The organism is Bacteroides sp. AM37-9, from assembly GCF_003603455.1.
Lineage (GTDB): Bacteria > Bacteroidota > Bacteroidia > Bacteroidales > Bacteroidaceae > Bacteroides > Bacteroides xylanisolvens.
Map to the genome: position 1 here is coordinate 94,520 of NZ_QTNF01000018.1, position 22,553 is coordinate 117,072.

Genomic DNA, 22,553 nt, shown 5'->3' on the forward strand with positions numbered 1-22,553 from the left:
AGTTTGTCAAATGAATTGTCGAACTTTGGGCGTGAACGATTAAAGAATTTATTATATGAATACAAAAGTTTTAGTTTCAATCTCTGCGATTTCCAGTATGGTTAATGTTATTCCAATGCTGGCACAAACACCCAAACCCAATGTTGTTATCATCATGACCGACCAACAGCGAGCTGATTTGTGTGGTCGCGAAGGTTTTCCGATGGCTGTCACTCCTTTTGCCGATTCGCTGGCATTGAGTAATGTCTGGTTTGATAAGGCGTATACGGTAGCTCCTGCTAGTATGCCTGCGCGTTGTTCCATGTTTACAGGACGTTATCCGACTGCTACGCATGTCCGTACGAACCACAACACTCTCGATATGTATTATAAGAAAGATATGCTCGAAGTGTTTAAAGAACAAGGATATAAGACGGCATTAGTGGGAAAGAACCATGCGCATGTGAAAGGGAAAGATTTTGATTATTGTGAGGAATATTTTCATTGGGGAAAGAATCAGCGTGATACGCAGGAAGATAAGGACTTTGCATTTTTTCTGAATAATAAAGCGAGAGGTCAATATTTGGAAGCCACCCCTTTCCCGGCAGAAGCGCAGAATCCGGTGAAAATGGTTACCAAAGCTTTGGCTTGGGCGGAGCAGCAAAAAGATTCCGCATTCTTTATGTGGGTTTCAATGCCTGAACCGCATAATCCATATCAGATATCAGAGCCTTATTTCTCAATGTTTTCTCCGGAAAAGATACCGGCAACTTTGACTAGCCGGAACGATTTATCTAAAAAAGGAAATAAGTATGAGATTTTGGCGGAATTGGAAGATACAGCCTGCCCGAACCTGGCAAAAGATCTTCCTCGTTTGCGTGGGAATTATTTAGGAATGCTTCGTCTGATTGATGACCAGACCAAACGTCTGATTGAAGGATTCAAAGCAGCCGGGCTTTATGAAAATACTATTTTTGTAATCCTGTCAGACCATGGGGATTATTGTGGGGAGTATGGCTTGATTCGTAAAGGTGCAGGAGTGCCTGAATGTTTGACCCGTATTCCGATGATTTGGGCAGGATATAACATTCATCCGCAAAAATCTCCAATGGATGCGCATGTTTCTATTGCTGATGTATTTCCTACTATTTGTACAGCAATTGGTGCAGATATACCTCTGGGAGTGCAAGGACGCAGTTTATGGCCGATGTTGACGGGTAAATCGTACCCAAAGAAAGAATTCTCGAGTGTAATTGTACAACAGGGATTCGGTGGTGAAGATTTCACCCGGGATGAACCGTTGACATTTGCTAAAGAAGGGGCTTTGCAACCCAATAAAATAGCTCACTTTGACGAACTGAATACCTGGACACAAAGCGGAACTGAACGTATGGTTCGCAAAGATGACTGGAAACTAGTACTCGACAATTATGGTCGTGGTGAACTGTATAATTTGAAAGCCGATCCTTCCGAGATTAATAATCTTTATAATAAAAAGAAATATGCTTCCAAACAAATGGAATTGCTGGAAGAATTGATGACTTGGGAACTGCGTGTACAAGACCCATTGCCGGTGCCAAGAAATCGTTACCATTTTAAGCGGAATCCATATAACTATCATTTTGAAGATAAAAAGAAATAGAACTGAATAACTAGAACTACTGTATCAATGAGAATCTTTTCGCTATTAATATTATTGGTAGTGGCATCTGCCCTGCAATCACAAGTGGTTGTGAATGAGAATGTAAAACATAGTAAATATGCTTTCCCATTAGTCGCATCGAAAATAAAGGCGACCGTGTGTTATGATGCCAATGATTACCCGGTTGTAAAGAAGGTTGCCGAACTGTTTGTGTCTGATATTGAAAATGTCACAGGACAGAGATTAAAATTGGCAGATGAATGGAAGAAAGGAAGAACAGTGGTTATTGTCGGTACTATTGAAAAGAATCAGGCAATTCGTCAGCTAGCCTCCAATGGGAAAATAGATATATCTCCTTTGGAAGGAGCATGGGAACGTTATCTGATTCAGACAGTTAATCATCCTTTTCCAGGAGTAGATAAAGCGCTGATTGTAGCCGGGAGTGACAGGCGAGGAGCTTCTTACGGTTTGTTTTCTCTTTCGGAAATGGCAGGTGTGTCTCCCTGGTATTGGTGGGCGGATGTCCCTGTGAAGAAACATAAAACACTTTATGTAGATGCTCCCACCACTGTTTCTAAGACCCCTTCCGTGAAATATAGAGGTGTTTTTCTGAATGATGAAGATTGGGGACTGAAACCTTGGGCCGCTAAGACTTTTGAGAAAGAGCGTGGCAATATAGGTCCCCGTACTTATGCCAAAATATGCGAATTGTTGTTACGGTTGAAAGCCAATCATCTGGCTCCTGCCATGCATCCGGTGTCGACCGCATTTTATAAGATACCTGAAAATAAGTTGGTGGCAGATACTTTTGCTATTGTAATGGGGTCCAGTCATTGCGAACCATTATTGTTAAATACAGCTAGTGAATGGAATTCAAAAACGATGGGGCCTTGGGATTATGGTAAAAATAAGGATAAAATTAATGAAGTTCTAGGAAACCGTGTAAAGGAAAACTGTGCTTATGAGAATGTATATACATTGGCTTTGAGAGGATTGCATGATGCGGCAATGGGAGGAGGTGATGTCCCCATGAAAGAAAAGGTCAAAATGCTGGAGAGTGCGTTGAAAGACCAGCGTAATTTGATTGCAGAACATATTGATCGACCGGTTGAAACAATTCCACAGGCATTTACTCCATACAAGGAGGTGTTGGAAATCTATTCGAATGGATTGGAATTGCCGGATGATGTAACCATTATTTGGCCGGATGATAACTTCGGCTACATGAAGCGCTTAAGTGGCCCGCATGAACAGAAGCGCTCCGGGCGTGCAGGTGTTTACTACCATATCTCTTATCTGGGAGTTCCCCATAGCTATTTGTGGTACAGCACTACTCCCCCGGCTCTGATGTATGAGGAACTCCGAAAGGCTTATGATACGACGGCAGACCGTATCTGGCTGGCTAATTGCGGTGATTTAAAAGGAGCCGAAATGCAAGTCTCTTTATTCCTTGATATGGCTTATGATATAGATAGCTTTAATGCGAATAATGTGGTTACCTATCCCGCCCGTTGGTTGGCAAAGATGTTTGGGGAACAGTATTATAGCGTATTTGAAGATATCACTTCTTCGCATATCAATTTGGCCTTTTCCCGGAAACCGGAATATATGGGTTGGGGATATTGGAATAATTATTGGGGCGGGGGAGAGAAACGTACGGATACGGAGTTCTCTTTTGCCAATTATAATGAAGCAGAAAATCGTCTGAACGAATATAGCCGCATTGGGAAGAAAGCGGAAAATCTTTTGGCATCTTTGGATAAAGACAGTCAGCCGGCTTTTTATCAGTTATTATACTACCCGGTGAAAGGTGCCGAACTGATGAACCACATGACTATAAAAGGACAATATTATCGGCAGTATGTTCGTCAGCAGCGTGCCGCCGCCAATTTGATAAAGGAGAAGGTAAAGAATTACCATGATAGTCTGCAAATCATAACTGAAGGGTATAATTCTTTGTTGAACGGGAAATGGAAATATATGATGTCTTTGAAACAGAATTATGAAGGTTCCAGTTCTTACTTTATGCTTCCGTTGATGGAAGAAAGTTATACATCGGTTGGTGCTCCTAAATTAGCTCTTCAGGCAGAAAGTGAAATTTTGGATAAAGGTGGGATAAGCTATCATAGTTTGCCTGTTTATAACACTTTTTCCCGTAAAAGCCATTGGATCGATGTGTATAATCAAGGAAGTGGAGATTTGAGTTGGACTGCAAAGCCGTCGGACGATTGGATTATAGTGTCTCAAAAAGCTGGGAAAACTCTGACAGAGGACCGAATCAGGGTATCTGTTGATTGGGAGAAAGTTCCGGTTGGAGAGAGTATTAAAGGTGCTGTGGAGTTTAGTTCTAATGATCAAAAAGAATGTGTATTGGTTTCTGTTTTTAATCCGGCGTCTCCTGCGCGTGATGAGATGCAAGGAGTATATATGGAAGAGAATGGGTATGTCTCTATTCCGGCTGCAGGGTTTCATCGTAAGTTTGAGAGTAATGACATAAAAATGAATATTCTTCCCGGGGTTGGGGTTGAAGGGCATGCTTTGCAATTAGGGAATCCTATATCTCCCTTACAGATGTATCGTGCTGGTGATGTACCTAGAGTGGAATATGATTTTTATACGTTTAATGCCGGGATTTATGATGTGTATACCTATGTTTTACCTACATTCCCTTTGCATGCAGAGCGAGACTATAAATTACCGGAACATACTAATTCGGACACAAAGTATAGTGTCCGTATAGATGATGGTTCTATTTCTACTCCATCTACTTCTGCTATTGAGTATTCTCAAGTTTGGTATGATAGTGTACTGAAGAATTGTAGAGTGAATAAATCTACTTTGTATGTGAAGAAGCCGGGCAAACACACCCTACAGATACGTTGTGGTGATCCCGGAGTCGTCATTCAAAAAATAGTCATCGACATGGGAGGATTAAAACGTTCATACCTTGGACCTGAAAGTACAAAATGTAATTAGTCTAATTGATTGGAGAACCAGATGGCTTTGCCATGGGTTCTCTTTCTTTTTGTGGTATTCCCAGTATAGGCATCCCATCTTTGTCCCACTCTATTTTCTGCAAGCGGGGAGTACGTGAGTCCATTGCACCCGGAGCATCATTCGGTATCTGACGGGCATGATAAAACATATAACATTCCTTTCCATCCGGTGAAGAGACGAAAGAACTGCCGCCGGGGCCAAAAACTTCATTCTCCGGTTCCTGCTGAAATACGGGTGTCGGATGTTTCTTCCAGGAAGCAGGGTCCAACAGGTTGGCATTGGCGTCTGCTGTTAGTAATCCTACACAATAATAGGGAGTCCAGCTACCGCTGGCGGAATAAAAAATGCATACTTTATCTTTATTCTTCGGCTGAAAGAAATGAGGTGCTTCGTTCACATGGATCGGATAGGCTGTTTTGCTGCCATCGGGATTAACCCATTGACACTCCCATTCATATTCAGGTTTGGAAATCAGGACTCTGTCAGAAGAAAGAGTCCACGGATTTTCCATCGAAGCGATGTAAATACATTGTGTCTCGCTGTCAATTCTTCGTTTTTGCCATCCGCACCAAATCATGTAACGCTGTCCGTTGTGTTCGAAAGTACTCGCATGAATTGCCCAGTTATTATCTTTGTCGGTCGGTATGCGCCCTTTCATGACAAACTTACCTTCTGTAGGAATATCAGCCTCGTTTTCAATCACATAAATCTGGTGATTGTCCATGTTGCCATCGTCTGCTGCGAAGTAAATATACCATTTGTTGTTGATGCGATGCATTTCGGGGGCCCATAAGTGATGGGAATTGCTTGGATCGGTTGGTATCCATACCGGCTTTCTAAGACTGTCATTCAAATTTGTAATATCACTGGTCTCCCAGAGCATGATTCTGCTTTCAGAGCCTTGCGTATAATAATATTTCCCTTCATAAAAAACAGCCCATGGCTCTGCTCCTCTTTCACGTAGCGGATTTGTATAAGTCGCTCCTGTTACGGCTTCCTTTTCCGGCTCTGTTTTCTTCTTGGGTTGACAGGATGCACAAATAATTATTAAAAGTACGGTTAGGAATAACAATCTGCTTCTCATGGTATTTTTTACTTAATAATAATATTGCAAAGAAAGCATAAAATCTTGATAAATCATCTTTTTTTTGCAGATTGGTTAGTATTTATCCTTAATTGGTTCGTATTTATTGAATTTTCTAGTTGTTTTTTCTCATCTTTGCAGCACGAACTTTAAAATTGATATTGTATGAAACTGAAGCACCTTATCCTTCTTAGTATTATTTGCTGTTCCCAGTCTGTATTTGGACAAAAAGCCAATCAACAACCGAAGACGAGTGGCAATCCTGTATTCCCGGGATGGTATGCCGATCCGGAAGGAGTTGTATTTGGGGATGAATACTGGATTTATCCTACGTATTCGGCGCCTTATGACGAACAGACTTTCATGGATGCCTTCTCGTCTAAAGACCTGGTGAACTGGACAAAGCACTCGAAAGTGTTATCAAAAGAAAATATAAGTTGGTTTAAACGTGCTTTGTGGGCACCTGCCGTGATTCATGCGAATGATAAATATTATATATTTTTCGGTGCGAATGATATCCAAAGCAATAATGAACTGGGCGGTATTGGTGTAGCTGTGGCCGACAATCCTGCCGGACCATTTAAAGATGCGTTAGGCAAACCTCTGATTGATAAATTTGTAAATGGTGCGCAACCGATCGATCAGTTTGTTTACAAAGATGATGACGGACAATATTATATGTATTATGGTGGCTGGGGACATTGTAATATGGTGAAACTGGCCCCGGACTTGTTGAGTATCGTACCGTTTGAAGATGGTACCCTTTATAAGGAAGTAACCCCCGAAAAATATGTAGAGGGACCTTTTATGTTGAAACGTAACGGAAAATACTATTTTATGTGGTCGGAAGGCGGTTGGACCGGACCGGATTATTGTGTTGCTTATGCCATTGCCGACTCACCGTTCGGACCCTTCAAAAGAGAAGCAAAAATATTACAGAGAGATCCCAATATTGGAACAGGTGCCGGCCATCATTCAGTTGTAAAAGGGCCGGGAGAGGATGAATGGTACATCATTTATCATCGCCATCCATTGGGTGAAACGGATGGAAACGCTCGTGTGACCTGCGTTGACCGTATGTACTTTGATAAAGATGGAAAAATAAAACCCATAAAGATGACTTTCGAGGGAGTAAAGGCAAGCCCATTTAAGTAAAATCTGAAAAGTTCAGCCCGTCCGTAATTAATATTTTAATAAAGATGGGCTTTTTTTGATTTATTGTTTTATTTTTGTCCTTGTAAATCAAACATACTTATTATAATGAAGCCAGATATACACACTCTTTCCGACTCCCTTTTGTGGAAAAGGTTTCTCGAGGGAGATTCGAGTGCGTATACCCAAATCTATAATCGAACGGTGCAAGATCTGTTTCGATTCGGACTATTATATACTTCAGACAAAGAATTAATCAAAGATTGCATACATGATGTGTTTGTGAAAATCCACGTGAATCGTGCAAAGTTAGCCCCAACAGATAATATTGCAGCTTATTTGACGGTAGCGTTGAAAAACACTCTTTTTAATGCGCTAAAAAAAACAACAGATTCTCTTTCGTTTGATGAAATAGGTGAGAGAGAAGAGACGGTTGACGAATCCCCCTCCACTCCGGAAACTATATATATTAATAATGAACAGGAAAAACAAGTTCAGGCAACCGTACATACTATGATGTCTGTATTGACGGACAGACAGCGTGAAATTATTTATTATCGATATATCAAAGAGATGAGTATCGATGAAATAAGTAAGGTGACAGACATGAATAATCAATCTGTTTCTAACTCCATTCAACGGGCTTTGGGACGTATCCGGGACTTATTTAAGAGAAAATAAGAGAGAATAATCAGCCTATTTTTCCTGCCTATCAAAAAAAAGTGGAAAAAACTTCGGAAAAGGTGAGTATAAAATGAAAGTACAACTGTTATTCATACGTAAAGACAATGAAAATGATGAACTCTGAACAAAAACATACAGATTTTTCCCTATATACTTTTGAAGAATTCCTTCAGAATGATTTCTTTATTTCTTCCATGAATCATCCTACGGAAGAAACACAGAAGTTCTGGGATGAATTTGAACAGATGAATCCTTCTAATATAGATGAATATATAGCAGCAAAAAGATATTTGGAGGTTTTTTCAAAAGAGAAAGAAGAAGTACTTTCAAACGAGGAAACGGATGATTTATGGACTCGTATTCAGGCAACCAATATAAATAAGGAGAAGGCGAAACGTAAGAACTATTTCTTAATAGGATTGAGCTCGGCGGCCAGTGTTGCTATTCTTGTGGGATGTTTCTTCTTATTAAAGAGTTATTCTTCGGTGCTGGATCCGGATATTGCCACTTTTGCAGTGAATACCAAAGCTGATTTGCCTCTGACGGAAGAAACACTATTGATTTTGGCGGAAGATAACGTAGTGAGCCTGAAAGAAAAAGAAACGGAGATTACGTATGATTCCGTAGAAATCAAAACAAATCAGGAAAGTATACAAAAGGAAAAATCGGCAGCTTACAATCAATTGGTCATTCCGCGTGGAAAGCGATCGGTATTGACGTTTGCCGATGGATCTAAAGTCTGGGTGAATGCCGGCACGAGAGTGATTTATCCGGTAGAGTTTGAAAAAGATAAACGTGAAATCTATGTGGACGGAGAAATCTACATAGAAGTAGCCAGAGATGAAAACCGCCCTTTCTATGTGCGGACTAAAGATATGAATGTCAGGGTGCTTGGTACTAAATTTAATGTAACGGCGTATGAGTCGGAAGCGATTAGAAGTGTAGTGCTAGCGCAAGGATGTGTTCAGGTAGAAACAGCCCGGACTCCGAAAGCGATTTTGGCTCCTAATCAGATGTTCAGTTCTGCCGATGGAAAGGAAAATATATCACAAGTAGATGTAGAACAGGCAATATCGTGGATAAATGGACTCTATTGTTTCCAAAGTGCCGATTTGGGAATAGTCTTGCAACGCCTGTCTACCTATTATGGTGTGAATGTAGAATTTGACCCAGCGCTAAGTAAAATAAAATGTTCCGGAAAAATCGATTTGAAAGACAACTTTGAAACAGTTATTAATGGATTAACCTTTGTTGCACCAATTTCTTATGCCTATGATGAACAATATAAAACGTATCGAGTAGTAAAGAAATAGATATAAAAAAATAAGATAATAAACTAATCTAACTCCCGTATTTTATGGTAATTATTGAAGAGAGTGGATGATACGAACTATCATCCAGATGGGACTTGTGTGCCTATGAATGTTTAGATACAGAAAATAATATTATGAGAAATTTTTAACATGTTTAATATGAAAAATGCAATTAGAGAACGAAAGAGTAAGGTTCTCGGGCTATTCCTGTGCTTTTTACTTCTCGGAATAGACTACTCTTTCGCAAGTTACAACAATTATTCTCAATTAAAGACCCTTTCGGTCAGCATGAGTAACTCGACATTGAGAGAAGTGCTTAAAACAATAGAGAAAAGTAGTCAATTTGTTTTCTTCTATTTAGATGACGCTGTCAACTTAGAACGTAAGGTATCTATCGACAGTAAGAATAAGAATATAGAAGAAATTCTTTCTGAACTTTTCGAAGGTACTTCGTGTACTTATCGGATCTCTGACAGGCAAATATTTATTTCCGGAAAAGCCCCTGCTTCAACCGAACAGCAACAGAATAAGCGGAAAATATCCGGACGTGTCACTGATATAAAAGGAGAACCGCTTATTGGGGTGAACGTCACTGTGGATGGAGATGCAAACGGTTCGATTACGAATATGGATGGTTTGTATGAGATATTCGTAACTAAGAAGAGCGTAGTGCTTAAATTTACCTATATCGGGTTTAAAACTTCTGAAATACGAACCAATGCTTCGACCAACATTTATGATGTCACCTTGGAAGAACAGGTGAACGAATTGGAAGAGACTGTTATTGTGGGTTATGGTACCCAGCGTAAAATAAGTAATATCGGTGCACAGTCTTCCATGAAGATGGAAGATATTAAGACGCCTTCTGCCAGTTTAACAACTACATTGGCAGGTCGTTTGGCGGGTGTTGTGGCCGTACAACGTACAGGAGAACCGGGAAAAGATGCTGCTGATATCTGGATTCGTGGTATTTCCACTCCCAACACTTCTTCTCCGCTGGTATTGGTGGATGGAGTGGAACGTTCGTTCAATGACATCGATCCGGAAGATATTGAATCGTTGACAACGTTGAAAGATGCATCAGCAACAGCTGTGTATGGTGTACGTGGTGCCAATGGCGTAATTTTGATTAAAACCAAACCGGGAAAGGTAGGAAAACCGACAGTGAGCGCGGATTATTATGAATCGTTTACCCGTTTCACGAAGATGGTTGATTTGGCGGATGGTATCACTTATATGAATGCAGCCAACGAGGCAATGCGTAATGACGGTATTGCTACGAAATATACAGAAGATCAGATACGTAACACGATTGCTGGTAAGGATCCTTATCTATATCCGAATGTGGATTGGTTGAAAGAAATCTTTAATGATTGGGGACATAATCGCCGTGTGAATGTAAATGTACGCGGTGGTAGCGAGAAAGTCGCTTATTATGCATCAGTCAGCTACTTTAATGAGACAGGTATGACGGTGACTGATAAGAATATCGACACCTATGATTCTAAAATGAAATATAGCCGTTATAACTTTACTACCAATTTGAATATCGACGTAACTCCTACTACTAAGGTCGAGATCGGTGCGCAAGGTTATCTGGGAGAAGGAAACTATCCGGCCATCTCTTCTGCCGATTTGTATAATGCGGCAATGTCTATCTCACCGGTTGAATATCCGAAGATGTTCTTTGTTAACGGAGAAGCCTATGTGCCGGGAACTTCAACTAATAACAACTTTAATAACCCTTATTCACAGGCTACACGTCGTGGTTATGACAACCTGACGAAAAATCAGATTTACTCTAATTTGCGCGTCACACAGGATTTGGATATGCTCACGAAAGGACTGAAACTGACTACTATGTATGCATTCGACGTATACAATGAGATACATGTACATCAGGACCGTGCAGAGTCTACCTACAACTTCCTGGACACTAGTGTTCCTTACGATATGAATGGACAACCTATTCTGCAACGTATTTATGAAGGAAGTAACGTGTTAAGCTATAAACAGGAAACGAGTGGTAACAAAAAGACCTATTTGGAGGCTTCCTTGAACTATGACCGGACATTCAACGACGATCATCGTGTTAGTGCTTTATTCCTGTTCAATCAGCAATCCAAACTATTATATCCGAAAGGGACATTGGAAGATGCGATTCCGTATCGTATGATGGGTATTGCCGGTCGTGCCACTTATTCATGGAAAGACCGTTACTTCGCAGAGTTCAACATCGGTTATAACGGTGCCGAGAACTTTTCGCCTAAACATCGTTTCGGAACTTTCCCTGCATTTGGTGTAGGATGGGTTGTTTCAAATGAGAAATTCTGGCAACCTCTGTCAAAGGCAGTTTCTTTCTTAAAGATACGTTATACGGATGGTAAAGTGGGTAATAGCGAAGTTTCCGACCGTCGTTTCATGTATCTGGATCAGATGAAAGAAAATGGAGACTATGGTTATAAATTCGGACCGAATGGAACTAAGTGGTCCGGTTATGAAACAGTGAATATGGCTGTTGACTTGATTTGGGAAGAATCTCGCAAACAAGACCTGGGTATTGACCTTAAGTTATTTAATGACGATCTGTCTATTGTATTCGACTTGTTTAAAGAACGTCGTGAAAACATCTTGTTGAAGCGTGAACATTCTATACCTTCATTCTTGGGATACAATACATCTGCTCCTTACGGAAACATCGGTATCATAGAAAATAAGGGGTTTGACGGAACGATCGAGTATAACAAGCGTATCAATAAAGACTGGGTAATTGCGCTTCGTGGTAATGTCACCTTTAATAAGGATAAATGGATTCAGGGAGAATTGCCGGAACAGAAATACGAATGGATGAACCAATATGGGCACAACATCAATGGAGTGAAAGGATATGTTGCCGAGGAGCTGTTCACTCAAGCTGAAATAGATGATATGGCACGCTGGGAATCTTTGTCGGATGCCAATAAAGCCATTACTCCCAAACCGTTTGCATCACAGTTTGGAACAGTGAAAGCCGGAGATATCAAATACAAGGATTTAAACAATGACGGTCAGATAGACGCATACGACCAGACTTACATTTCTCGTGGGGATGTGCCGACAACTGTCTATGGTTTCGGATTTACAGTAGGTTGGAAAGACTTGTCTGTGGGTATGATGTTCCAGGGCGTAGCAGGAGCCGAACGTGTTTTGAACGGTAGCAGCGTTAATCCGTTTAATGGCGGTGGTGGTAGTGGTAACCTCTACTCTAACATTGGCGACCGTTGGACAGAGGAAAATCCGGATCAGAATGCCTTTTATCCGCGTTTGTCTTATGGAAGTGAAACAACCAGTAATATTAATAACTTCCAGAAAAGTACCTGGTGGGTGCGTAACATGAACTTCCTGCGTTTGAAGACATTGCAGATCTCTTATAATCTGCCTAAACCCTGGGTGAATAAAGTTCATCTGAAGAATGCGGCTGTATATGTAATGGGAACTAACCTGTTCACTTTGAGTCGTTTCAAATTGTGGGATCCGGAGTTGAATACCGATAATGGTGCTTCTTATCCGAATACGACTTCTTATTCAGTTGGTATTAATTTCACATTCTAAACAAAAAGATAATGAAAAAATATAATTATATAATCGTTAGTTTGCTGGCGTGTCTCTTGACGACATCTTGTAATGACTATTTTGACCAGGTGCCTGATGACCGTTTATCACTCAAGGAGATTTTCACAACCAGAGATGGAGCCTTGCGGTATCTTTCGAACGTATACACATTCTTACCGGATGAATTTAACCAACGTCAGGTGCATGAAACAAGTCTGTACCGTACTCCCGGTCCCTGGACAGGTTCCAGCGACGAAGCAGAGTGGACAAATGATAATAAAGGGAAATTGATAAATAACAACTCTATCGATGCGACTGAAGGAACGATGGTATTGTATCGCTGGAAGAGCTGGTTTTCAGGTATTCATGAAGCGGCAGTATTTACAGAAAATGTAGATCAGGCACCGCTGACTGTTACAGAAAGAAATCAATGGAAAGCGGAAGCAAGAGCTTTGCGGGCGATCTACTATTTTTATTTAGTACGTACTTATGGTCCGGTTCCTTTGCTTGAAAAGGACTTCCCGATGGATACTCCGAGTGATGAGTTGCAACTCCCGCGTAATACGGTAGACGAGTGTTTCGATTTTATCGTATCAGAGTTGAAAGGTGCGCAAAACGATGGTTTACTGGATGATGCTTCTACCGACAAAGTGTCCGGATATGGCCGTATTGATAAGGCGATTGCACAGGCGTTTATCATTGAGGCATTGACTTATCGTGCCAGCTGGTTGTTTAATGGAGAGTGCAATTACTATTCTGACCTGGCTAATACGGACGGAACAAAACTGTTCCCTAACAAACCGGACGAAGCTACCAAACGTGCTAATTGGCAGAAAGTGATTAATGAATGTAACACTTTCTTCTCTAATTATGGAAGTCGTTATCATTTGATGTATACCAATAAGGACGGTGTTTCTGTTTCCGGTCCGGACTCGGAAGGCTTCAGCCCGACAGAATCTTATCGCCGTGCAGTAAGAACCCTGTTTTCTGAAATGGGTAACAATAAAGAAATGATTTTCTATCGTTTGGATAATGCTGCCGGAACCATGCAGTACGACCGTATGCCGAATAGATCCGGTAATACGACTAATTATAGAGGTGGTAGCTTGTTGGGAGCAACCCAAGAAATGGTAGATGCCTATTTCATGTCAAACGGAGAATCTCCTATTTCCGGTTATAGTGCTGACGGAGTCACTCCGATTATCAACGAAAAATCCGATTATGTAGAAGAGGGAGTCTCTACAACAGAATACAAAGGAACAGACGGTACCTTATATGCACCGGCAGGAACCAGAATGATGTATGTTAATCGTGAACCTCGTTTTTATGTAGACATTACCTTTAGTAATTCAAAATGGTTTGATGGAACAGAAGGCGATTATATAGTAGATTTCACTTATAGCGGAAGTTGTGGTAAAGAACAAGGTAGCAATGACTATACAAGTACAGGTTATTTGGTGCGTAAAGGAATGGATTCCGGCGACCGTAACCAGAACTTGGTTTGTGTGCTCTTGCGTCTGACTAATATTTATTTTGACTATATCGAAGCGCTTGCGCATGTCAGCCCGACTCATGAAGACATCTGGACGTATATGAACATGATCCGTAAGCGTGCGGGTATTCCGGGATACGGTGAAACAGTCAATCTGCCTAAACCGACTACAACGGAAGAAGTCATGGAGCTGATTCGTAAGGAGAAACGCATTGAATTGAGTTTCGAAAACTGCCGTTATTTTGATGTACGTCGCTGGGGATTGGTAAATGAGTATTTCAACAAGGCAATTCACGGTATGAATGTCAATTATGACGGAAATGAATTCTTCAAACGTACGGAGATTGTGAAGCGTATTTTTGACCGTCAGTACTTCTTCCCCATACCACAGGGCGAAATTGATATTGATAAAAACTTGGTTCAGAATACAGGATTCTAAATACTGATTATAAAATAGAAATTATGATGAAACAATATATTTTCTCTGCAGTTTGTCTCATGTCCGGTGTCCTTTGTATGTCCTCTTGCAATGAGGATAAACAGGCAAAGCCATATACCCCGGATTACGAGATTGTACCGGAGTATACTAATGCGGATACCTGGACTGCCTATGAAGCATTTAATGATAACTTACTGGATCCCGATAAGAACATTTATAAAACAAGTACCGCTTATACTGCTGCTACCGACCGTAATAACGGAGCTGCCGCTATCTGGTGCCAGCTGATCTATTGGGATATGGCCATGAACGCATATAAACGTGCAAAAGCGGAAGGGGATACGGAAAGAGAAAACAAATACAAGCAGTTGTGTGATGATTTATTTGCCGGAAATAAAGCACATTATGTAAACTTTGATTTCGACAATAATAATGAGAATACCGGCTGGTTTATCTATGATGATATACAGTGGTGGACCATTACTTTGGCACGTGCTTACGAATTATTTAAAGTGGAAGAGTATCGCAGTCTGGCAGAAGCAAGTTTTGCACGTGTATGGTACGGTTCTCCCCGCGTAGGTGATACGGGTTCTTATGCAGATCCTGAAAAGAATTTGGGTGGAGGTATGTTCTGGCAATGGCAGCCTATCGGCAATCCGAATGAAAATGCCGCCGGTGATGGTAAGATGGCTTGTATCAATTTTCCGACAGTGGTAGCTGCATTGACCCTTTACAACAACGTTCCTGCCGATCGTGTGGCTGATCCGAATCCGGAAAATTGGAGTAATAAGTACGGTGATTTTACCCGTCCGCATTATGAAACGAAGGAAGCTTATCTGGCAAAAGGAAAAGAAATCTATGAATGGGCTGTGAAGAATCTGGTAGACAGCAATACCGGAGAGGTTGCCGACAGCAAGCATGGTGAAGGCAATCCGGCATGGTCGGACCATGTATACAATCAGGCCACTTTTATCGGAGCTTCGTTATTGCTTTATAAAGCTACCGGTGAGAAAACATATTTGGACAATGCAATTTTGGGAGCTGACTATACAATGAATACCATGTCCGAAACGTACGATTTACTGCCGTTCGAGAGTGGCGTGGAACAGGGTATTTATACCGCTATCTTTGCGGAATACATGGCCATGCTGGTGAATGATTGTGGCCAGACCCAGTACGTACCGTTCTTGAAACGTAACATTAATTACGGCTGGGCTAATCGCGACCGGACACGTAATTTGTGTGGTGGCGAATATTATAAGGCACAGATAGAAGGTGCTACTATTGACAGCTATAGTGCATCCGGAATACCGGCATTGATGTTGTTGTTTCCGGCAGATAAATAATTGTAACCCATAAAAAAGAAGAATAATGAATACGAAATATTCAAATTGGAAAATGTGGTATTATGTGTTATGCATGGTACTGACACTTCAATTGGCAGCTTGTTCTGAAGAAACGCATGACGAGTATACTGCGGCTCCTGAAATAGAAGATACCTATATCGACCAACTGGATGCATTGATTGCTGAAATGACCGATTTGCAGCAAAATTCAGACTACGGAGATAAGAAAGGACAGTACCCCACCGAAAGCCGGGCAATTCTGACAGATGCGATAGATGATGCCAATCGTGCGGTACTTTTAATCAAATATCAGCAACCCTCTCCGTCGGAAAGTGAGAAACAACGCTATGTGGCAGAAGCCAAGGCGTCTATGGAACAGTTCAAGAGTACGATCCGTACAGAAGACGCTGAAACAACACCGGCTGAACTGTTTGTGGACGGACGTGGTGATGGTGGTTCTTATATCGATTTCGGACGTAGCGAAGAATATGTCAATTTCGGAACCGAAGGAAACCAAGCCTTTACTGTTGAGTTTTGGGTGAAAGTAACCAAAGGTGGTGGAAAAGACCAGAATGTGTTCCTGTCAACTTATATGGGCGGTGACGGATGGCGTAATGGCTGGATGATGTACTGGCGTAATGCGGACGGTGGTATTTATCGTGCAACTTGGGGCGAAACAGGAGGAAATATCTGTGAACCGTCACTAAAGGCACCGGAAGATGGAGAATGGCAACATTTCTTGTTTGTGTACAGTGATAAAGGCTTGCCGGGCAGTCCGGAGCTTCGTGCGAAATTGTATGTGAACGGAGAAGTGAAAACAACCGAGGGAAGCGTGGGTAACAGGTTCTATAATTCGAGCAACTATGCCAACTATAATGCACCGATGACCGCTTTCGGACGTTATATGCGTACCAGTGATAATCTGTTTGAAGAAGGCTTTGCCGGTTATATGAAGAAAATCCGTATCTGGAAAAGCGCAAAGGATAACGAATATGTTCAGAATTCTTATAATGGAACGGCTGAAGTGACGGGTAAAGAAGCAGACTTGGCGGCAGCATGGGATTTCATGACCAAACCTTCCGGTTCGGGTAATGAAGTAATAGACCTGACAGGCCGTCATACTGCTAAGATTATCGGTACTTACGAGTGGCAACGTATTGTTGAATAATAATGTAAAAACGATGAAAAACATGAAATGTTTAACTAATAAATGGAGAGAGGGAGCAATGCTCCTCTCTTTCCTCCTGATTTCTTGTCTGGCAGGGATATTTACCGCTTGTGACGATATTGAAGACGAGTACATAACAGATACACAATTAAGTATCTTACAGGAAAGCCGTACGTCATTGAACTATTTATTGAAAAATTCAACCTACGGAACTGCTCCCGGAACATATCCTGAAACCGGAAAGGATATATTAAATGCTGCTATTACCGAGTTGGATGCACTGATAACACGGGTAGAAGCTGGCGAAGAACTGGATGAAACAACTTTGGAAGCTGCTGTAGCAAAGGTAAATCAAGCGATTGACGAGTTTAAAAAATCAAAATATTATAATCTGTCTCCGGAAGCACAGCAATATATCAATAATTTACTGGCTAAGGCGGATGAAATACTTGCAATCGTTAATGATGAAACGAAGTGGGGAAATCATCAGGGACAATATCCGGTAGAAAATAAGTCGGTTTTGGAGAGTGCAGCTAAAGACTTGGAAAGTCTGGCTGAAAGAATCAAATCCGGTTCCATCACAGATATGACGCAGGAGATTTATGATGAGGCTGTTGCTGCTGCCGATAAGAAAGTAGAAGAAGTAGAAGATTCTGCATGGCCGGATAACAGTCAGATTACCTGGAATCTGTTTGTAGATGGAAATGCCGGTTCCTATATAGACTTTGGTTATAGCGAGGATTATGTGAAGTTTGGAGAGGATGACAATCAGGCATTTACGATTGAACTTTGGGTGAATATCAAAGAATATTGCAATAAACAGGGAGAAGACAACTGTACTTTCCTTTCTACCATGACAAACGATCCTTATTGGAGCGGATGGCGTGCCCAGGATCGTACGAAAGGATTATTGAGAACAATGGTTGCTCACTGGGAAAATGAGAATCATACAGCGGCAGGTATATGGGAACCGGGGTGGAAGAACTCAGATAACTGGACTAAAGATCGTTGGACACATTATGCCTATTTATTTAGTGATAAAGGTTTGCCGGGATTTGATACACCAACTGATATTAAGAGCTATGCTATGGTTAATGGTGTAAGGCGAGATGGAACAGTAGTTCGTATTGGTGAATCTTATAAGACTTATGTAAATAACAACTCTATTTCCAATCAGATTCACATGACCGGATTCTGTATGATGGACAATAATGGAAACCGTAACGAATGGTTCTCCGGTTACATAAAGAAGATCCGTATCTGGAAAACAAACCGGACAGAAAATCAGGTATATGCTTCTTATATGGGGAATGAAGAAGGTGTAAGTGCCGATAATCCGAATTTGGTAGAAGCCTGGGATTTTGAAGTGAAAGGTGATCAGCCTACTCAAAGTGCTACCAGGACAATAACAGGTTTGAAAGGTCATACAGCAACATTAGTTGGTGATAACTGGCAATGGATTGAATCCACAGACATTACAGATAACAAATAATTGTTTACCGGAATGAGTTTTCAATAGGTAGATTAAATATTCCCCTTATCTCTGTCATAAGGACAGAGTAAGGGGAAATTATTCTCCAATAACCCTTTATTAATCCTTTATTTTTATTGTAGAAAAGTGTTTTGGTCTGTATTTGTTCTTTATTGAATAAATATTATCGTTTTTTTTCAGCTATTTCTGCAATCTTTGTAACAGGAAAAATACTATAAACTTATAAACTATCATGAAAAGCAAAATTCTTTTGGCTCTGACACTACTATTGGGAGTATCAACTACCACATGGGCAGTCGGTAATTTAGGAAAAGCAAACCAGAAGAAGCATGCGTATACGAACGAAGATGTATGGGCAGCTTATGAAGGATTTAATAATACACTACTAGACTCCAATAAATATATTTACAAGACAAATTCGTCCTATCCGAGTGCTGTTGACCGTGGCAATGGAGCAGCGGCTATCTGGTGTCAGCCTATTTATTGGGATATGGCAATGAATGCCTATAAACTGGCAAAGGCACAGAAAGACAGAAAGAAGACAAGTTATTATAAAACACTCTGCGAGAAAATATTTGCAGGGAACAAAGCGCAATATTGTCAGTTTGATTTTGATGATAACAACGAAAATACCGGCTGGTTCATCTACGATGACATCATGTGGTGGACTATCAGCCTGGCACGCGGCTACGAGCTTTTTGGAGTGGATGAATATCTGAAACTTTCGGAAGCCAGTTTCAAACGGGTATGGTATGGCTCGGAAAAGGTAGGTGATACAGGCTCGTATGACAAAGAAAACGGAGGTATGTTCTGGCAATGGCAACCCATTCAAAATCCGAAACCGAATAAATTCAGTGATGGAAAGATGGCCTGTATCAACTTTCCGACAGTTGTTGCAGCATTAACCCTCTACAATAACGTGCCTGAAAATAGAAAAGAATCGACCGACAAACGGCCGGATTATCAGACGAAAGCTCAATATCTTGCCAAAGGTAAAGAAATCTATGAATGGGGAGTGGAAAATCTCTTGGATAAAGCAACAGGAAAGATTGCCGATAGCCGTCATGGAAATGGCAATCCTGCCTGGAAAGCACATGTCTATAATCAGGCAACCTTTATCGGAGCTTCCATACTGCTTTATAAGGCGACCGGAGAGAAACGTTATCTGGACAATGCTATTCTGGCAGCAGACTATACAGTGAAAGATATGTCTGCAGAACATAAAGTGCTACCTTTCGAAGGTGGTATTGAACAGGGTATCTATACTGCCATCTTTGCGGAATATATGGCATGGTTGGTGTATGATTGCGGACAAACCCAATATCTCCCATTCCTGAAACGTACCATCAAAACAGGTTGGGCAAACAGAGATAAGACACGGAACGTATGTGGAGGCGAATACTATAAAAAGTTGCCGGAAGGTGCGGAAATCGACAGTTATTCTGCTTCCGGTATACCGGCATTGATGCTTTTGTTTCCGGCTAAGAAATAAATAGAAAACGACGGAATTTGCGTAAAATAGATTAAATAAACAGGTGATTTAAATTATGAAACAACAACTGATGATGCTGTTACTGGGAACAGCTTCTGTATTTTGTAGCTGTGAGACCCAGGTAGAACAGCACGAGAAGAATGAATTACGTGCTCCGGCATATCCGCTGGTGACAATTGATCCTTATACTAGTGCATGGTCTACTACGGACAATCTATACGACAGTCCTGTAAAACATTGGACAGGCAAGGATTTTTCTTTACTTGGTGTTGCAAAAGTAGACGGACAAACCTACCGTTTCATGGGAACGGAAGAACTGGAACTACGTCCTTTGGTAAAGACATCCGAACAAGGTAGCTGGACAGGAAAGTATACCACTCAACAGCCTGCTGACGGATGGCAGAATGCCGGATTCAATGATAAAGCCTGGAAAGAAGGCGAAGCTGCCTTCGGAACCATGGAGAATGAACATACAGCCAAAACCCAATGGGGTGAAGAATTTATCTGGGTACGCCGGGTAGCTGATATTCAGGAGGACTTGACAGGAAAGAATGTATATCTTGAATTCTCTCATGACGATGATGCTATTATTTATATCAACGGCATCAAAGTGGTAGATACAGGTAATGCTTGTAAAAAGAACGAACGGGTGAAACTGTCGGAAGAAGTAGTAGCTTCTTTGAAACCGGGTGAGAATCTGATTGCAGGCTATTGTCATAACCGGGTAGGAAACGGACTGTTGGATTTCGGATTATTGGTAGAATTGGACGGTTATCGTTCTTTCCATCAAACAGCACAACAAACTTCTGTAGACGTACAACCTATGCAGACTTATTATACATTTACTTGCGGTCCGGTAGATTTGAAACTGACATTTACCGCTCCTATGTTCATGGATAATCTGGACTTGTTGTCACGTCCTGTCAACTATATCTCTTATGAAGTAGCCTCCAATGACGGAAAGAAACATCAGGTTGAATTGTATTTCGAAGCATCTCCGCAATGGGCAATCGACCAACCTCACCAGGAATCTGTTGCCGACAGCTTTACTGACGGCGATTTGTTATTCCTTCGTACCGGAAGCCGCAATCAGGAGATTCTGAAGAAAAAGGGTGATGATGTTCGTATCGACTGGGGACATTTCTATCTGGCAGCTGAAAAGGAAAACAGCACATCTGCAATCGGTGACGGCAGAGAGCTGCGCAAGAACTTCGTAGCCAATAAACTGGAAGCTCCTACCACAAACGGTTATGATAAACTGGCTTTGGTACGTTCATTGGGCGAAACACAAAAAGCTGATGGCCACCTGTTGATCGGATATGATGATATTTATTCTATCCAATACTTTGGTGATAACCTGCGTCCTTACTGGAATCGTGAGGGTAATGAAACGATTGTTTCCCAATTCCAGAAAGCAGAGAAAGAATACAAGACACAAATGAAGAACAGCGCTGCTTTCGACAAGAAGCTGATGGAAGAAGCTACTGCTGCCGGTGGACGTAAATATGCCGAACTTTGTGCATTGGCTTATCGTCAGGCCTTGGCTGCACATAAACTGGTACAGGCTCCGAACGGTGACTTGGTATTCCTTTCTAAGGAGAACTTCAGTAATGGTTCCATCGGAACAGTCGACCTGACTTATCCGGGAGCTCCGTTGCTTTTATACTACAATCCGGAATTGGTGAAAGCTACCATGAACCATATCTTCTATTATAGTGAAAGCGGAAAATGGACGAAACCATTTGCTGCGCATGATGTCGGTACTTATCCATTGGCTAACGGCCAGACTTATGGCGGTGATATGCCGGTAGAAGAATCGGGTAATATGGTAGTATTGGCTGCTGCCATTGCAAAGGTGGAAGGTAATGCAGATTACGCACAGAAACATTGGGAAACCCTGACTACGTGGACAGACTATCTGGTAGAGAACGGACTTGATCCGGCCAACCAACTTTGTACCGATGACTTTGCAGGTCACTTTGCACACAATGCCAACCTTTCTATCAAAGCAATCATGGGTGTTGCTTCATACGGTTATCTGGCAGATATGCTGGGCAAAAAAGACGTGGCTGAAAAGTACACACAGAAAGCGAAAGAAATGGCTGCCGAATGGGTGAAAATGGCTGATGATGGTGACCACTATCGTCTCACATTTGACAAACCGGGAACATGGAGCCAGAAGTATAACCTGGTGTGGGATAAACTGTTGAATCTGCAAATCTTCCCTAAAAATGTTGCAGAAACGGAAATAGCTTACTATCTTTCGAAGCAAAATAAATATGGTCTTCCGTTGGATAACCGTGAAACATACACAAAGACCGACTGGATCATGTGGACAGCTACATTGGCAAATGACAAAGCTACCTTTGAGAAATTTATCGAACCCGTATATCTGTTTATGAACGTTACACCTAACCGTGTTCCGATGTCCGACTGGGTATTTACAGACGAACCGAATCAAAGAGGCTTCCAGGCACGTTCCGTTGTAGGTGGATATTATATCAAAATGCTTGAAGGAAAACTGATTAAATAAAACAAAAATACCATGAAGAAACTAGCTCTATTCGCTTTTACGTTACTTAGTGCATGGGCTATGACTGCAAAAACAATTACCGGACCGGTGGACTATGTTAGTCCGCTGGTTGGTACGCAGTCAAAGCACGCATTATCTACCGGAAATAC

General features: G+C 41.4%; 13 protein-coding genes. 12 read left to right on the forward strand and 1 reads right to left on the reverse strand.

The genetic code is table 11. The features are described from left to right. The first annotated feature begins 55 nt into the window (after positions 1-55). Positions 56-1,621 carry a sulfatase gene (locus tag DW862_RS14090; protein WP_053095300.1) on the forward strand — a complete coding sequence of 522 codons (1,566 nt, stop codon included), beginning with the start codon at positions 56-58 and terminating at the stop codon, positions 1,619-1,621. A gap of 27 nt (positions 1,622-1,648) precedes the next feature. Then, positions 1,649-4,597 carry a glycosyl hydrolase 115 family protein gene (locus DW862_RS14095; RefSeq protein ID WP_120068879.1) on the forward strand — a complete coding sequence of 983 codons (2,949 nt, stop codon included), beginning with the start codon at positions 1,649-1,651 and terminating at the stop codon, positions 4,595-4,597. A gap of 1 nt (position 4,598) precedes the next feature. Here DW862_RS14095 and DW862_RS14100 read toward each other — a convergent pair whose 3' ends face one another. Beyond that, entirely contained in the window at positions 4,599-5,702 is a 1,104-nt protein-coding gene (locus DW862_RS14100) for a family 43 glycosylhydrolase (RefSeq protein WP_120068882.1), read from the reverse strand. A gap of 165 nt (positions 5,703-5,867) precedes the next feature. Between DW862_RS14100 and DW862_RS14105 the strand changes: the two genes are divergently transcribed. From DW862_RS14105 to DW862_RS14150, 10 genes are all read left to right on the forward strand, one after another. Then, positions 5,868-6,857: a glycoside hydrolase family 43 protein gene (locus DW862_RS14105; RefSeq protein WP_015532181.1), complete on the forward strand. Its 990-nt coding sequence runs from the start codon at positions 5,868-5,870 to the stop codon at positions 6,855-6,857. A 105-nt stretch (positions 6,858-6,962) separates the two neighbouring features. Next, on the forward strand, positions 6,963-7,535 hold the full coding sequence (locus DW862_RS14110; RefSeq protein WP_055235137.1) for an RNA polymerase sigma factor: 573 nt from the start codon (positions 6,963-6,965) through the stop codon (positions 7,533-7,535). Between the two features lie 113 nt (positions 7,536-7,648). Next, positions 7,649-8,851, forward strand: coding sequence for a FecR family protein (locus DW862_RS14115; RefSeq protein ID WP_055235268.1), 1,203 nt, complete (start codon positions 7,649-7,651; stop codon positions 8,849-8,851). Between the two features lie 159 nt (positions 8,852-9,010). Then, positions 9,011-12,442, forward strand: coding sequence for a TonB-dependent receptor (locus tag DW862_RS14120; RefSeq protein ID WP_120068901.1), 3,432 nt, complete (start codon positions 9,011-9,013; stop codon positions 12,440-12,442). Between the two features lie 11 nt (positions 12,443-12,453). Next, positions 12,454-14,373, forward strand: coding sequence for a RagB/SusD family nutrient uptake outer membrane protein (locus DW862_RS14125; RefSeq protein ID WP_055235139.1), 1,920 nt, complete (start codon positions 12,454-12,456; stop codon positions 14,371-14,373). A 23-nt stretch (positions 14,374-14,396) separates the two neighbouring features. Then, the gene (locus DW862_RS14130; RefSeq protein WP_120068886.1) at positions 14,397-15,719 is read left to right on the forward strand and encodes a glycoside hydrolase family 76 protein; all 1,323 of its coding nucleotides are present in this window, start codon (positions 14,397-14,399) and stop codon (positions 15,717-15,719) included. A 25-nt stretch (positions 15,720-15,744) separates the two neighbouring features. After that, positions 15,745-16,887, forward strand: coding sequence for a DUF4972 domain-containing protein (locus DW862_RS14135; protein ID WP_052587962.1), 1,143 nt, complete (start codon positions 15,745-15,747; stop codon positions 16,885-16,887). Positions 16,888-16,909: 22 nt separating this feature from the next. Further along, on the forward strand, positions 16,910-18,379 hold the full coding sequence (locus DW862_RS14140) for a DUF4972 domain-containing protein (protein WP_120068905.1): 1,470 nt from the start codon (positions 16,910-16,912) through the stop codon (positions 18,377-18,379). Positions 18,380-18,611: 232 nt separating this feature from the next. Then, complete coding sequence (locus DW862_RS14145; protein ID WP_120068890.1) at positions 18,612-19,871, forward strand: glycoside hydrolase family 76 protein; 1,260 nt, start codon at positions 18,612-18,614, stop codon at positions 19,869-19,871. 55 nt (positions 19,872-19,926) lie between these two features. Next, a complete protein-coding gene (locus tag DW862_RS14150) occupies positions 19,927-22,404 on the forward strand; it encodes a glutaminase domain-containing protein (protein WP_032845367.1) in 2,478 nt (825 codons plus the stop codon). The last annotated feature ends 149 nt before the right edge of the window (positions 22,405-22,553 follow it).

What these genes read in the sequence shown, in the direction of transcription:
- DW862_RS14150 (WP_032845367.1), top strand. Translation starts at nt 19,927, where the DNA reads ATGAAACAACAACTGATGATGCTGTTACTGGGAACAGCTTCTGTATTT.
- DW862_RS14110 (WP_055235137.1), top strand. Translation starts at nt 6,963, where the DNA reads ATGAAGCCAGATATACACACTCTTTCCGACTCCCTTTTGTGGAAAAGG.
- DW862_RS14105 (WP_015532181.1), top strand. Translation starts at nt 5,868, where the DNA reads ATGAAACTGAAGCACCTTATCCTTCTTAGTATTATTTGCTGTTCCCAG.
- DW862_RS14125 (WP_055235139.1), top strand. Translation starts at nt 12,454, where the DNA reads ATGAAAAAATATAATTATATAATCGTTAGTTTGCTGGCGTGTCTCTTG.
- DW862_RS14100 (WP_120068882.1), bottom strand. Translation starts at nt 5,702, where the DNA reads ATGAGAAGCAGATTGTTATTCCTAACCGTACTTTTAATAATTATTTGT.
- DW862_RS14140 (WP_120068905.1), top strand. Translation starts at nt 16,910, where the DNA reads ATGAAATGTTTAACTAATAAATGGAGAGAGGGAGCAATGCTCCTCTCT.
- DW862_RS14115 (WP_055235268.1), top strand. Translation starts at nt 7,649, where the DNA reads ATGATGAACTCTGAACAAAAACATACAGATTTTTCCCTATATACTTTT.
- DW862_RS14130 (WP_120068886.1), top strand. Translation starts at nt 14,397, where the DNA reads ATGATGAAACAATATATTTTCTCTGCAGTTTGTCTCATGTCCGGTGTC.
- DW862_RS14120 (WP_120068901.1), top strand. Translation starts at nt 9,011, where the DNA reads ATGAAAAATGCAATTAGAGAACGAAAGAGTAAGGTTCTCGGGCTATTC.
- DW862_RS14135 (WP_052587962.1), top strand. Translation starts at nt 15,745, where the DNA reads ATGAATACGAAATATTCAAATTGGAAAATGTGGTATTATGTGTTATGC.
- DW862_RS14090 (WP_053095300.1), top strand. Translation starts at nt 56, where the DNA reads ATGAATACAAAAGTTTTAGTTTCAATCTCTGCGATTTCCAGTATGGTT.
- DW862_RS14145 (WP_120068890.1), top strand. Translation starts at nt 18,612, where the DNA reads ATGAAAAGCAAAATTCTTTTGGCTCTGACACTACTATTGGGAGTATCA.
- DW862_RS14095 (WP_120068879.1), top strand. Translation starts at nt 1,649, where the DNA reads ATGAGAATCTTTTCGCTATTAATATTATTGGTAGTGGCATCTGCCCTG.